Annotated in this window: 13 protein-coding genes; 9 read left to right on the top strand and 4 right to left on the bottom strand. The window is 43.1% G+C overall.

Annotated features, from left to right (window positions below):
• The first annotated feature begins 673 nt into the window (after nucleotides 1-673).
• Nucleotides 674-1201 carry a hypothetical protein gene (locus AC805_RS11950; protein ID WP_055075651.1) on the top strand — a complete coding sequence of 176 codons (528 nt, stop codon included), beginning with the start codon at nucleotides 674-676 and terminating at the stop codon, nucleotides 1199-1201.
• A gap of 98 nt (nucleotides 1202-1299) precedes the next feature.
• On the opposite strand, the gene AC805_RS11945 is transcribed toward AC805_RS11950, so the two are convergent.
• On the bottom strand, nucleotides 1300-1485 hold the full coding sequence (locus AC805_RS11945; protein ID WP_055075650.1) for a hypothetical protein: 186 nt from the start codon (nucleotides 1483-1485) through the stop codon (nucleotides 1300-1302).
• Between the two features lie 222 nt (nucleotides 1486-1707).
• On the opposite strand from AC805_RS11945, the gene AC805_RS11940 reads away from it, so the two are divergent.
• The 7 genes from AC805_RS11940 to AC805_RS11910 all read left to right on the top strand — a co-directional run bounded on the left by AC805_RS11940 (nucleotide 1708) and on the right by AC805_RS11910 (nucleotide 10517).
• The gene (locus tag AC805_RS11940; protein WP_009626374.1) at nucleotides 1708-1938 is read left to right on the top strand and encodes an Hfq-related RNA-binding protein; all 231 of its coding nucleotides are present in this window, start codon (nucleotides 1708-1710) and stop codon (nucleotides 1936-1938) included.
• A gap of 282 nt (nucleotides 1939-2220) precedes the next feature.
• Complete coding sequence (locus AC805_RS11935) at nucleotides 2221-2919, top strand: Uma2 family endonuclease (protein ID WP_055075649.1); 699 nt, start codon at nucleotides 2221-2223, stop codon at nucleotides 2917-2919.
• Nucleotides 2920-3138: 219 nt separating this feature from the next.
• On the top strand, nucleotides 3139-4275 hold the full coding sequence (locus AC805_RS11930) for a hypothetical protein (RefSeq protein ID WP_055075648.1): 1137 nt from the start codon (nucleotides 3139-3141) through the stop codon (nucleotides 4273-4275).
• A 196-nt stretch (nucleotides 4276-4471) separates the two neighbouring features.
• Nucleotides 4472-6349: a long-chain fatty acid--CoA ligase gene (locus AC805_RS11925; RefSeq protein WP_055075647.1), complete on the top strand. Its 1878-nt coding sequence runs from the start codon at nucleotides 4472-4474 to the stop codon at nucleotides 6347-6349.
• Between the two features lie 59 nt (nucleotides 6350-6408).
• Nucleotides 6409-6873 (top strand): YlqD family protein, encoded by a 465-nt coding sequence (locus AC805_RS11920; protein WP_009626370.1) that lies wholly within the window; start codon nucleotides 6409-6411, stop codon nucleotides 6871-6873.
• A 64-nt stretch (nucleotides 6874-6937) separates the two neighbouring features.
• Complete coding sequence (locus AC805_RS11915; protein ID WP_055075646.1) at nucleotides 6938-8524, top strand: B12-binding domain-containing radical SAM protein; 1587 nt, start codon at nucleotides 6938-6940, stop codon at nucleotides 8522-8524.
• A 376-nt stretch (nucleotides 8525-8900) separates the two neighbouring features.
• Nucleotides 8901-10517 carry a B12-binding domain-containing radical SAM protein gene (locus AC805_RS11910; protein ID WP_055075645.1) on the top strand — a complete coding sequence of 539 codons (1617 nt, stop codon included), beginning with the start codon at nucleotides 8901-8903 and terminating at the stop codon, nucleotides 10515-10517.
• A 238-nt stretch (nucleotides 10518-10755) separates the two neighbouring features.
• Here AC805_RS11910 and AC805_RS11905 read toward each other — a convergent pair whose 3' ends face one another.
• The gene (locus AC805_RS11905; protein WP_055075644.1) at nucleotides 10756-11352 is read right to left on the bottom strand and encodes a Uma2 family endonuclease; all 597 of its coding nucleotides are present in this window, start codon (nucleotides 11350-11352) and stop codon (nucleotides 10756-10758) included.
• A gap of 155 nt (nucleotides 11353-11507) precedes the next feature.
• Here AC805_RS11905 and AC805_RS11900 point away from each other — a divergent pair, with 155 nt between their 5' ends.
• Nucleotides 11508-12173 carry a Uma2 family endonuclease gene (locus AC805_RS11900; RefSeq protein ID WP_055075643.1) on the top strand — a complete coding sequence of 222 codons (666 nt, stop codon included), beginning with the start codon at nucleotides 11508-11510 and terminating at the stop codon, nucleotides 12171-12173.
• On the opposite strand, the gene AC805_RS11895 is transcribed toward AC805_RS11900, so the two are convergent.
• Complete coding sequence (locus AC805_RS11895; protein WP_009626363.1) at nucleotides 12162-13202, bottom strand: RNA-directed DNA polymerase; 1041 nt, start codon at nucleotides 13200-13202, stop codon at nucleotides 12162-12164. The two genes, AC805_RS11900 and AC805_RS11895, sit on opposite strands and share 12 nt — an antisense overlap.
• Complete coding sequence (avd, locus tag AC805_RS11890) at nucleotides 13159-13539, bottom strand: diversity-generating retroelement protein Avd (protein WP_009626362.1); 381 nt, start codon at nucleotides 13537-13539, stop codon at nucleotides 13159-13161. The genes AC805_RS11895 and avd overlap by 44 nt, the downstream gene beginning before the upstream one ends.
• Nucleotides 13540-14026 lie beyond the last annotated feature (487 nt).

Below are 14026 nucleotides of genomic sequence, written 5' to 3'. Positions count from 1 at the left end.
GTCCTAACATTACTGAATATAGCTATATAGCTACGGTTACTTAGTGCAAAACAAACCCCAAGAATGGACTGGTGGCGCTTCGCGCCACCAGTCCATTCTTGGGGTTTGTTTTGGCGATGGTTGTATCTTGTTTATTGGTTGGCAAGAAAGTAAAAAGCAGAGGGGATTTTTTGATTCCCTCTGCTTTTGTTGAGTTGGATAATTACCCATCTGTAAAGGGTTTAACGATTTTCCAAAAAGTGTATGGAATTCCAAGACTCAAAACAAGACAAACCGTTAATTCTGCCATAGCTCAAGGGATGGGTTTTGTATAGTCAATTTTTAGTTAGTAGTACGGACTACTTTTATAGCCTTCTAGCTTACAACTTTAACCATATTTTCGCTATCTCCAGTTGGGTGATATAGCAACGTAAGGTTTGCTTAGGTCATAACCCCCCGAAAGATGAGTGGCGGCGCAAAGCGCCGCCACTCATCTTTCGGGGGGTGATTATTTCTTACGTTGCTATATTTTGAGACGCTTTTCATAAGATTGCGGCGCAATTAGATTTTTGCCTAAAATTTTTTCGCCAAACTGTCAAACTTGTGATAGTCTGTCTCCCTGACGGGGTTACTCCGAAAGCTTAAGTAAAAAACTAAGTAAATAAATCGTTTCTCACACAAGGAAGTGATATCTGTGAAAAATCTAAATAACTTAAATAAAATTTTGATGGGTTTATCCGCTTTAGGATGTCTATCAGCGATCGCTAATGTTCCTGCCGCCCAAGCACAGCCTGCTTATGGTAGCTACGTTGGTGTCGGCGCAAGCTTTGGTTTTACCAGTGGGAACACCAGCGCAGGCGAAAGTTCGCGCACATCTGGGCTAGTTGCAGCACGTTATAAGTTTCTAGAATTTCCTGTTTCTGTAAGAACTCAAATATTGATTGGCAATAGCACTGCCGTTGTGCCCACCGTTTCCTTTGACGTACCATTAAACTTTGATACGGATATTTACATTGGCGCAGGCGTATCCCTTTCTAATACAGTGGACACCACACCCGTAGGCAACAAAAATAGTTTTGTGATTCAGCCTGGGATTGACTACACATTGCCCAACAGCAATCTAGTACTATTTGGTAACGTGATTTTTGCCTTTGATGCCTATCGCAACTCTTCTGGTACATCCGCAACCTCGTTGCAAACTGGTCTGGGTTTAAGGTTCTAGTAAAGGCATTATTCATCATGTCTCCACAACGAAAAATAATAAAGTGCCATTGAAGGAAACGGCACTTTATTCGCCTTGCAGAATATATTTCAATTTGCTTAGTTCCGTCTTTTGGAGGCAAACAATGATTTTAGATCGTCGTCATCCATAAATTGCCATTCATAAATTGCCATCAGTAAACTATAAAGGAATTTCCCAAAATAACAAAAAAGCATTGCCGAAGCCTTTTGGCTTGGTTCGCGATCCAAAGAAAATTTATATTCTACCAAGACTTGCTTTGCCATATTTGCTGTAGAGAAGAATGACAAATATAGCTACAGTCACTTGTCTTAGGACAAATCGCCCAAGAATTGGGTGGCGGTGCTCCGCGCCGCCACCCAATTCTTGGGCTTTGATTTCCCAAGCAAAACTCACATTGCTATACCTTTAGTTACAAGCAAATAACAAGAGCGCAATTTAATCCAAATTAAGATGATAATATTCGTAAAACTGTTACAGGTAAGACGATGAGCGCACCAGCACCAACTGCAACCAAGATCGGACTTAACACCTCTCTGCCCAGTATTCGCCGCATTCACGGCATTATTCGCGATAAAAACGAAGTTGAGATCAAGCTACTCACGGGAGATCAACTGCGGGGCAGAATTGTTTGGATTGATGACCAATGCCTTTGTATGGATGCATCTGGGCATAAAATTGTGATCTGGCAACATGCGATCGCTTTCATTAAGAGTTAACCAATTTTTTTAGCTAATTTTTTAGCTAATTTTTTAGCTAATTTTTAAGCCATAAGGTAATTATGGGTGGCGCAGAGTGTTGATCTTAATTGCCCTATTTAGATGACACTTTCGTGTCTGGGGCTCAACAATGGTTTTACTAAAGCTGCAAAACCTGTAATACCAATTCCCAAAATGGCAACGCCATTTTGGGAATCTCAAAACCTTACTGGGTTTGTTTTTTAATTCACTGAAGTGTTGCCTCACTCCAGTGAATTGGTATAAAACGTTTATGGAGTAAATATGGCTTCATCACCTTCCGTAGAGAAGTCACCGCTTGTGATTAAGTGGGAGAAGTTAACCGATGATGTCCAGTTAGAGGAGGAACCTGTGGAAAACGAAGGACAACCACTTTTGGCTGGGGCTTTGCGAGAAAGCTTGGAACTGGCGGATTGGATTCAACCTGAGATGCTCATTGCATCTAACTTAGGATTATGTGCCACTGTCAACGATACATTATCGATCGCTGCACCAGATTGGCTATATGTTAGCTCCGTCAAAAAATTAGAATCAACGGGCGATCGCCGCAGCTATACCCCCATTCTCGAAGGCTCAATTCCCAACTTAGTGATGGAGTTTCTATCTCGCCATGATGGGACTGAATATTCCGTAAAGCGGACATTGCCCTTTGGTAAGTGGTTCTTTTACGAGCAGATTTTGCATGTGCCCATATACGCTATTTTCGAGATGGCGACGGGTCGGCTAGAGGTCTATCACTTGGATAGCGATCGCTATGAATTAGCGCAGCCTAATGCTGAGGGACATTTCTGGATTGAATCTATGAAATTGTACCTAGGTGTATGGCAGGGTAAAAAAGAAGGAAGGGATGGCTATTGGCTGCGTTGGTGGGATGAACTTGGCAATATGCTGCCTTGGGCGATCGAACTTATTGAAAGGGAACGACAAGGATCTGATGCATCTGTTCTAAGTAGTTCGGCATAAGTAAACTTAAAAACCAGAAGATCATACCGCCCGCGCAGCGGGCGGTATGATCTTCTGGTTTTGGTTTTTAATTTATACCAATTCCCAAAAGTGTGGCTACACTTTTGGGAATTGAAAACCAAACCCATTAAGGGTTTTAAAAACACAAAATGGCGTAGCCATTTTGTGCTTTGGTATTACGAAGAGATGGTCATGAAGTAGTGTTTATGAAAGCGGTGTATGAAAGCGGAATTTTATTACAGTCAGCGCAAATACGAATGCATTGTGGTTTCACTGTCGCAAGATAATTCTCCCGATGCCCTAAGTGATGGAGAAACAAAAGAATTACGTATCCGTAACCATGAGGGCGAAGTTCTAGCGGTTCAGCAAGGTCAAAAAACGGCTTTACGTGGTAAAAGTCGGGCGACTTCTAAGGTCGTTGATATCTTAAAGAATGATTATTACAACTTAATTAAAGCTGCGGTCAATGCGCTGGATTTAGCGGAAAAGCATCGGCTGATTGCAGATAAAGACGAACAAATTCGCTTGCTTAATGCGGAAATTGCTATTTTTAGGGAAAAGTCAAATCTCTCAGATTCCGAAAGAGCGGAAATAGTTCAATTAAGAGATCAAATTAGCACCTTATCCGATCGCCAAAATACTTCTCCCTTTACCTATAATCAACTGGAAACAGAGAATAAGCTCTTAAAAAGATTGGGTAACAATGCTTGGCAAAATCTGGAGATATCGAGTAAAAAGGATCTTCTAAGCGCCTATAAGCACAAATATCTCGTGGAAGCGGATATTTTTACCGAAAACTTTTCTGACTATAAGCCTTCCTGTTTATATATAGCCAATGTGGTTGAACGAGAAATCGTGCAGGTTTTCTTTAAAAATTTTTACCATTTCCTATGCCGCCAAAACCCAAGCCACAAGGAATTTACGATCGCGGGAGTAAACCTCAGACCTAGAGGGAAATATACCATTGGCAACTTGCCCTATCTAATTGCTGAGGAATGGGATACTTTTAGCGATGAAATTTTAAATAGAGAGAGTTTAGCAAGTGAGGATCGCGATCGCCTTTACTATCACAAATTCTGCGATCGCAAAATATCAATTAGCGATCGCCAATTAGTCAATCAATTTTTAGTCCAATGGAAGCATCCAGTTTCTCTATGGTTATCGAGAAATAAAAAAGCAGCTAGTAAAATCGATCAAGTTGCAAAGTTACGGAATCTAACGGCTCACCCAATGCCCATATATAAATGGCAATTTACTGAATTGTGGTTGTTGGTCATTGGTGGGAAAACGAAAAGCGGTCGCAGTCAAAGGGGAATTCTCAAGGAAATCCATGAAATAATCAATGGAAATGATTGAGAATAATCTAGCTAAAATCCCTCAAGAAGAGAAGGTTGGAGCTTTACTCCAGCCTTCTCTTCTTGGTTTTAAGTTTAATTAGTCCTAGCTACTAAATTAATAATTAAATTAATAATTAAATTATTAATTGACTTTTAGCTAATAATTCTAATAATCAAAAATAATAAAATATGCTAGTAAGGCATTTACCTATTTTATGGATAAATTTTTTAATCCTTCTCAAGCTTCTAGCCTCTGGCAGCTATGGGAACAGGGAGCAAACAACCACCCCGATGCGATCGCCCTCCACGATCCCCATGCCAAGCCTCCTGTGAGAATTTCCTATAGGGATGCTTTTGAAAGGATTAATGCCTTTGGGTCGGGCTTGCGATCGCTCGGAGTAAATTTTGGCGATAAAGTGGCTCTCATTGCTGACAATTCACCCAGATGGTTAATTGCGGATCAGGGGATTTTAGCGATCGGGGCGGCAAATGCCACCCGCAGCTCTCAAGCCGAGCGTAGTGAACTGTTATACATTATCGAGCATAGTGATAGTGTGGCGATCGTCGTCGAAAATCTTGCCACACTTAAAAAACTGGAGCCCGAACTGCATACCTTGCCCGTTCGGCAGATTATTCTCCTCTCTGACGAAACACCTCCAGAAGGAGCTTATAACTTTCAGCAGATCGTTGCGAAAGGATTGGGGCTCGATCTGGGCAATCCTCCCATTCAGCGCGATACCCTCGCCACATTGATCTATACATCGGGTACGACGGCGCGACCGAAAGGGGTAATGCTTACCCATGGCAATTTCTTATTCGAGATCGAAGGGGCGCAAGCAGTATTAAAACTGAATGTCAGCGAAAAAGTACTGAGCATTTTACCCACTTGGCATTCTTACGAACGTACTTTTGAGTATTTCATTTTTTCCCAAGGCTGTACGCAGATTTACACCAACCTCCGCACGATTAAAAAGGATTTACGCGAACATAAGCCTGATTACATGGTTGCTGTACCGAGACTATGGGAATCAATCTATGAAGGGGTACAAAAACAATTTCGCGAACAGCCTCCTAGCAAGCAGCGTTTGGTAGATTTCTTCTTAAAGGCGAGTCAGAAATATATCACTGCCAAACGGGTCGTCCAAGGCTTAAATGTCGCAAATCTCTCCCCTTCTCTAGGCGACAAGTTAAAGGCTTCGGTGGTAGTGTTGAGCCTCTGGGTAGTTCATAAACTCGGTCACAAATTGGTATATCAAAAAGTCCGCGAAGCCACGGGAGGCAATTTCCAGTACATTGTCAGTGGTGGTGGCTCGATCGCCGAACATCTTGAAGATTTCTATGAAATTGTTGGTATTGAAATCTTGGGAGGGTATGGTTTAACCGAAACCTCACCGATTACCCATGTACGTCGCCCTAACCGCAATATTCGCGGTGGGGATGGACAGCCTTTAATCAAAACCGAAACGCGCATTGTCGATATCTCCTCTAGAGCCGATCTACCCGTCGGTCAACAAGGATTGGTATTAATTCGTGGACCTCAAGTCATGCAGGGCTATTACAAAAATCCTGAAGCTACAGCCAAGGCGATCGATCCGCAGGGTTGGTTTGATACGGGGGATTTGGGCTATGTCAGTCCGTGGAATGACCTCATCATTACAGGGCGGGCGAAAGATACGATTGTCTTAAGCAATGGCGAAAATGTTGAACCGCAACCGATTGAAGATGCCTGTATTCGCAGTAACTATATCGATCAGGTCGTTTTAGTGGGGCAAGACCAAAAACAACTAGGGCTATTGATCGTTCCCAATCTTTCGGCATTGGAAGCCGCAGGGCTCATTGCTCCCGATTCTAATTTGGCGAATATTTTACCAGCCTTAAACGATCCCAAGATCCGCAGTCTATACCGCGAAGAAATCAATCGCGAGGTGCAAAACCGCCCAGGATATAGCGTTAACGATCGCATTGGTATCTTTGAGTTCTTGCCCGAGCCCTTTACGATCGATAATGGCTTCCTTACGCAAACATTCAAGATCCGACGTAACATCGTATTTGAGCGTTATCAAGATATTATTGTCAAAATGTTTACTGCGTGATCTGCGAAAGTCTTCGCCTCTCAAAGATCTCGTAAACCCTTAACAAATTGGAGATAAGTGTGAATTCGATTGATTTTTCTAATCAGCTTTTGTTACGTCGCACTGCGAACATTCAAGTGATTGTGACGCAACGCTGGAAAGAGGAAATGCAGCAACAACTGCAACAACAAATTGCTCAGATTGATGCCCAAGTCCAACAAGTCGATGCTCAAGGCTCTCGTCAGATTAACGAAATCGAACGTCAAAGCATCAAGCCCTTTTCTGCCGAAGTAGCCAATGCGATCGAAAGCATTCGTGCAGAAATGAATCGGGTTAAGGCAGAATTACTCGAACAAAAAAATCAATTGCTCACGCAGTTGACCCAAGTACAAAATCTAGAATTAGAGCAAGAAGTTTCCCAAGGGCAACTGGATAGTTATTTCCCTGCGAGTAAAGGCGATAACTTGATCGCTCAGATGCGAGTCGAGATCGTTTTACGCGACGGTATCATCGAAGATATCCGCACGGGTTTCCCCGCTCTCTAAATCTTACGCTCATCGTCCCTCGGGCGATGAGCGTAAAGTATCCGCCCACTTAGCCCCCAAAGGTATGAACGTTCTACTGGTTTACCCACTGTTTCCAAAAACATTTTGGTCTTATGAAAAAATCCTAGAGCTAGTAAATCGTAAAGTATTACTACCGCCTCTAGGTTTGATTACTGTTGCCGCGATCCTGCCTCAAGAATGGAACTTTAAATTAGTCGATCGCAACGTGCGCTCAATTACTGAAGCTGAATGGCAATGGGCGGATATGGTCATTCTCTCGGCGATGATCGTACAGAAAGACGATCTGTTGTCCTTGATTAAGGAAGCAAAACGTCGCGGCAAAAAAGTTGCCTGTGGGGGACCTTACCCCACCTCTATGCCCGAAGATCCACAATCGGCAGGTGTAGATTATCTGATTTTGGATGAGGGTGAAATCACCTTGCCCATGTTTGTCGAGGCGATCGCGAAGGGGGAAACCAGTGGCATCTTCCGTACCAGTGAAAAGCCTGATGTTACCAGCACCCCTGTCCCCCGCTTCGATCTGTTAGATTTTGACGCTTACGACTCGATGTCGGTGCAGTTCTCCCGTGGTTGCCCCTTCCAATGCGAATTTTGCGACATTATCGTCCTTTACGGTCGTAAACCCCGTACCAAATCCCCCGCGCAGCTATTAGCCGAATTGGATTATCTCTATAGTCTGGGCTGGCGAAGGGGCGTATTTATGGTGGATGACAACTTCATCGGTAATAAGCGTAATGTGCGCTTACTCCTGTTGGAACTGAAGGAATGGCAAAAAGAGCATGGCTATCCTTTTCGATTTAATACCGAAGCTTCCATCGATCTTGCTGCCGATCAAGAACTCATGGATCTGATGGTGGAATGCTATTTTGATGCGGTGTTCCTCGGTATTGAAACCCCCGATGAAGATAGCTTACAGATGACCAAGAAATTTCAAAACACGAGGTCATCCTTACTCGATTCAGTAGAAGCGATTACCAAGACGGGGATTCGCGTCATGGCAGGTTTTATTATCGGTTTTGATGGGGAGAAAAAAGGAGCGGGCGATCGCATTGTCAGGTTTGCCGAACTTACGGGCATTCCGACGACCACCTTCGCTATGTTGCAGGCTCTACCCCACACGGCTCTCTGGCATCGGCTCGAAAAAGAAGGACGTTTGCGAACCCAAAATGGGAACTTGAACCAAACCACCTTAATGAACTTCGAGCCCACGCGCCCCGTTGAGGAAATTGCCCGCGAATATGTGGAAGCATTCTGTGCTTTGTACGAACCCCATGCCTATCTCGATCGCGTTTACAGCTACTTCTTAAAACTAGGCGCACCAAAAGTGCAGGTAGAGGCAAAGCTGCCTACTCTCACCGATCTTAAGGCTCTAGCGATCATAGTTTGGCGGCAGGGGATCAAGCGCAATACTCGTTGGAAGTTCTGGCATCATCTGTTCAGCATGATTAAGAAAAATCCTGCGGTTTGGGAACATTACCTGATTGTTTGCGCTCACAATGAACATTTCATGGAGTACCGCGACATCGTGCGCCGCGAAATTGAATCTCAATTAACGGCATACTGGGAAGAAGAAGAACGCTTGAAGCTTCTTAATCCTGTTCCAGAGAGAGAACTAGATCTAGCTAGCTAAGGTAGCTAGGTGCAATTAAATCTAAAACCCAAAAAGCTGTAGCATGGGCTGCGCTCTTGCCACAGCTTTTTGGGTTTTAATTATGCCCAGCTACTTAAATAAGGTGATAAGGTTAGTTAAGTTTTACATTTAAGTCAGTCAAGTTAATCATTTTATACATCAAATCAATCTTGCCACCGAAAAAATAATTATACAAAAATTTCTGGTGGGGATTTGAAATTAAGACAATATAAGTAACGTTACTCAAAAACTTTTAATTCTTGTTAATAAGCAAGTCTTATTAACAAGAATTAAAAGTTTTTTATGTGAAGAAAGTAATGTTTCATTCTATGCCTGAAACTCTGCTTTTAAATCCTTTAATTTATCCCCAAATATAATGCGTGTTTTACTCGTCTATCCGTTATTTCCCAAAAGCTTTTGGTCATTTGAGAAAACACTTGAATTAGTTGGGTTTAAAGCGCAACTTCCTCCCCTTGGGATGGTTACAGTTGCCGCAATCTTGCCACAATCTTGGGAATTTAAACTTGTGGATCGCAATGTCCGCGATATCACCGAAGCTGAATGGGCATGGGCAGAAGTGGTGATTCTCTCGGCGATGATCGTTCAAAAAAATGATTTTCTCGCGCAAATTCAAGAAGCGAAAAAACGCGGTAAATTAGTCGCTGTGGGCGGTCCTTACCCTACGGCTCTGCCTGAAGAAGCGAAGCTCTCAGGGGCAGATTTCTTAATTCTCGATGAAGGTGAAATAACTTTGCCGATGTTTGTAGAGGCAATTGCAAGAGGCGATCGCAAGGGCATTTTGCGCTCCAATGGCGAAAAACCTGCGGTTACCGATACACCTATTCCTCGTTTTGACCTCCTAGAGATGAATCGCTATGCGGAAATGTCGGTACAGTTTTCCCGTGGATGCCCCTTCCAATGCGAATTTTGCGACATTATCGTTCTCTATGGTCGGAAGCCACGCACCAAAACTCCCGCACAAATTCTAGCGGAGCTGCAATATCTATACGATCTCGGTTGGAGACGGAGTATTTTCATGGTCGATGATAACTTCATCGGCAACAAACGTAATGTGAAGGTGATGCTGCAAGAGCTAAAGCCTTGGATGAAAGAACGTAATTTCCCATTCTCCTTTGCTACGGAAGCTTCGATCGATCTCGCCCAAGATCCCGAAATGATGCAGATGATGGTGGAATGTAACTTTGGTTCAGTATTCCTCGGTATTGAAACCCCAGACACTGATAGTTTAGCGCTTACCAAGAAGTTCCAAAATAATCGCGATCCTCTCTCAGAATCGGTGATTAATATTGCCAAAGCGGGGATTCGCGTCATGGCTGGATTTATCATTGGCTTCGATGGTGAGAAGAAAGGTGCAGGCGATCGCATTGTTCAGTTTGTGGAGCTTACAGCCGTCCCTACTGCGCTATTTAGTATGCTACAAGCCTTGCCCGATACTGGGCTGTGGCATCGCCTGAATAAAGAAGGACGGATGATTACCCAGAATAGCAATGGGCATCAAACTACGTTGATGAACTTTATGCCCACCCGTCCATTGGAAGATATTGCGACGGAATACGTTCATGCCTTCTGGACTCTTTACGATCCCCTCGTCTTTCTCAATCGCACCTATCGCCATTTCTTGGTTCTTGGCGAATCGCCATATAAGCGCATCAAGCGTGAGAAAACAGATCGAAAGAAGAGAACTGATTGGACGGCTATCAAAGCTTTGTTAATTATATGCTGGAGACAAGGATTTGTTCGCAAAACCCGTTTCCAGTTTTGGATTAATCTCTTTGACTTGATGAAGCGTTATCCTAACGTAGTTACTAGTTATTTATCAGTCTGCGCTCAAGGCGAGCATTTCCTCGAATATCGCTCGATTGTCCGCGAACAGATTGAAGCCCAATTAGCGGATTATCTAGCTAATCCGCCTGTACTTCAGCCCAAGGTTCAGTCTGTGGAGAAAACGCTGGATTTGCAAGAAGTGAAGTAGCGATCGCAATGTAAGCAAAAGCGCCGTAAAGCGGAGCTTTTGCTTTATCCCAAAGTCCAAAATGGCGTAGCCATTTTGGGAATCTCAAAACCTTACTGGGTTTGATGTTTAATTCATAAAAGTGTTGTCACACTTTCGTAAATTGGTATAAATGGGCTTTGAGAAAAGGTTTGCTTCGCAAACCTTTTCTCAAAGCCCAAAAGTAAAAGCCTTGCTTAGCAAGGCTTTTACTTTTGCTTTATTCAAAAATCTGGACTAGGGGACAGGAAAAATCTGGTAATAATGGTGAAGTAAGATTATCGCTAATAAATAAGGTCATAGCGAGCTTAAGAACTCCATTTTCGCGGCGATAGATTTGGAGTTTCTTTTCTCGCCAATCAGCGATCCAATATTCTAAAACTCCCTGTGATGAATAGAGCTTTAACTTAACCTCGCGATCGCGTCTTTCGTTCTCTGTTCCTACTGATAGGATTTCGATCGCCAGATCAGGCGCACCCAGTAAATGCCCAGCATCATCAATCAAAGCTTCATATTTCACTTTGCTGACCCATACCACATCAGGGATCACATCATCCTTATCACCAAAGATGACACCTGCTCCAATTGCTGCGTAGCCTAATTGGGTCTGATCTGACCATACTTTTAATTTGGCGTAGAAGTTGCCGCAAGTGGTTTGATGTTTCCAGTGGGGCGCTCTAGTCACAAAAAGTTCTCCATTAATAATTTCATAACGGTTGCCGTTTTCGGGTAATAGTTCGAGGTCAGCGCTTGTCCAGAGCAGTTTTTCTTCTGGGGCATTGGCTGAGATATCAGGAGGGGCGATCGCTGGAGTCATGATGGTTTCCTAAGCAGAGCGATAGGGTGATTATAGCAATCAGAGCATGGTAAAGCCTAGATGCTTGTGCTGCCCACATAGCGGGCAGCACAAACTATCTGATTAGAAATTCTTAGCCTATAATTTTTATATAAATCCTTAGCCAAGAGTTAACTATGGTAGCCATCACCGAAGAGCGATCGCTGTCTAGCACTACCCCAGAAATCATCTATCCCAGTTCGGACGGAGAACCATTGGCCGAAACACAACAGCACACTTCCGCAATTCTCAATACCTTCGGATTATTGCGCCTATATTTACAAAATCAGCCAGCGGTAGTCTTTGCCGATCAATTTCTCTACTACATCGAAGGCAATCCCAGAGCCAGAGTTGCCCCTGATGTGATGGTAGTTTTTGACATCACCAAGAAGCTCTATGACAATTACAAGATCTGGGAATGGAAGCAAACCCCAGCCATTATCATCGAAGTGACATCGGCAGGAACTAAGGATACTGATTTTAACTTCAAGAAAATGCTCTATGAGCAACTAGGGGTTACGGAATATTGGTTATTTGACCCCTATGGTGAATGGATTACTGAACAATTGCGTGGTTATCGCCTCAATGGCATAGAGATATATGAGCCAATTACCGATCATTGCAGTCAGGTATTGCAACTGAGGTTAGAGGCTGATGCCTATCTCATTAGTTTCTATCGCCTCGATAATGGTGAAAAGTTGCGAACTTTAGAGGAGTTAGATTTAGCCCTTCAAGAAGCGGAGCAGAGAGCTAATCGCCTTGCGGAAAAATTGCGTCAATTAGGGGTAGATCTAGACGAATAGTAAATTTGATCGTAGTTTCCATGTATCGCCATGCGCGAGATGCGCAAACCAGCTTAATATAGTGAGATAGGCGACTGGTGCTGAAATTTTACCTATAAAGACAGCTTGTCTAAGAAGTCGTATTCTCCTTTTGCCAATGCGAAGATTGTTGCTGCGAACGCGAATATGGGTGGGGAAAATACGAAAGCCGAGAAAGTTAGCGCCTTGCTTGGTAGTAAATATTTGGCTTTTGATAGGGTGGATTTTGAGGCGGAGTGAGGCTAGATATTTTTCGATAGTATGGCGTACTTGGTAAAGCTCTGAGCGACTATTGCTAAAAAAGGCAAAGTCATCAACGTAGCGAATATATTTTTTGATTTTTAACTGTTCTTTGACAAAATGATCGAAATTGTTGAGATAGACATTGGCAAAAAATTGACTGGTGAGGTTGCCTATGGGTAGCCCTCGGTGGCGAGTGATGGGATTGAGGAGATCATCACCCGTAAAGTAATCAAATACAGGGATTTGGTCGTTGCTATTATCGATAATTAGGTCAATTAACCATAGGGTTTGCGGACATTTAAGTTTTTGACGCAGGATATTTTTCAGAATTTGGCGATCGATGCTGGGGAAATATTTCTGGATATCACATTGGAAGACATATTCACTAGATCGGACAAAATGAGTAAAGCGTCTGATGGCTCTGTGTGTACCATAGCCAATGCGATTAGAATAGGAATCAGGAATAAAGCTAGATTCTATCAGAGGGGCAATGATATTGCAGAGTGCATGATGAACGACTCTGTCTCGATAGGGCGCTGCTGATATTAATCTTGACTTGGGTTCGTGAATTTGAAAGGTGCGATAGCTCTGAGGTTGATAGGTTTGATGGAGGAGTTCAGTTTGAAGTTGAAGAAGTTCGGATTCTAAATGAAAATTAAAGACAAGAACATTTTCGCGGTATCGTTTGCCTTTTTGGGCTTTTCTAGCGGCGAGGAGTAGGTTCTCAAAGTTGATGATTTGCGAGTAGAGGTTTCCGTGTCGCTTCATGAGTGTTTGTTAATTGCTTGAGCCACCCACCTAGTTCACAGCCGATTTCGGTTATGAGTTTGTTGACATGTTCATAGCGTTCTGTAGATAGTTGTGCAAAGTCAAATAATAAGCGAGTTTGGTAACGGAGGATGTCTAAGGAAATATTGAGAGATTCGATTTTGGCTCGTTTTTGTTGGGAATATTTGGCTTCAATTAACCCCTCGAGGATGCTATAGAGGTTATCAATAGTTCGATCGCCTAATTGATATTTATGTTGTTTAGGAAGGCGATTGAGAATGGGAATATACCATTTGATGAGGTCGTAGGTTTTTTGGATGATTGAGAGTTCGGGCATTGGGGATGTTAAAGTTTGGTGAATCAGCTAGGGTTTCGGTATACCTACTAAACTAACTGACTCGGTTTTATATTTGGAAACAGTTGCCTGCGTCACTGGAAAGGAGTCTGGACTCTCTGTATACGCTTGATGCAATCACTTACATTAATTCTGATGATAGAGAGTACTCACGAAGAAGAAACGAGAAGAACCCGAAAACCAACGTTGTTGCACTGAAAAAGCGCGCCGTTCCTGCCGCGATAGGCAGCACGACAGTTCCTCGCATTGTTGTTCCAAGAACCGCCGCGCAGCAGGTTGTAACTCAATCCCAAGCTATGTGCCACAATTTCTAAGAATTGTAAACAAGGATAGTTGTTGGTAGTATAAGCGGTAATGGTCTATTATAGTCTTTTTAAATAACTTGTAGACGGGCTTCGACTTCGCTCAGCCCTCGGTGTAAGCTAGCTGAGCGAAGTCGAAGCTGTAGTTTTTATTTGAATTATCTATA

Origin of the sequence: Pseudanabaena sp. 'Roaring Creek' (assembly GCF_001402795.1) — a bacterium.
Classification (GTDB): Bacteria; Cyanobacteriota; Cyanobacteriia; order Pseudanabaenales; family Pseudanabaenaceae; genus Pseudanabaena.
The sequence above is the reverse complement of the archived record's forward strand: the minus strand, read 5'-3'. Positions and strand labels throughout refer to the sequence as shown.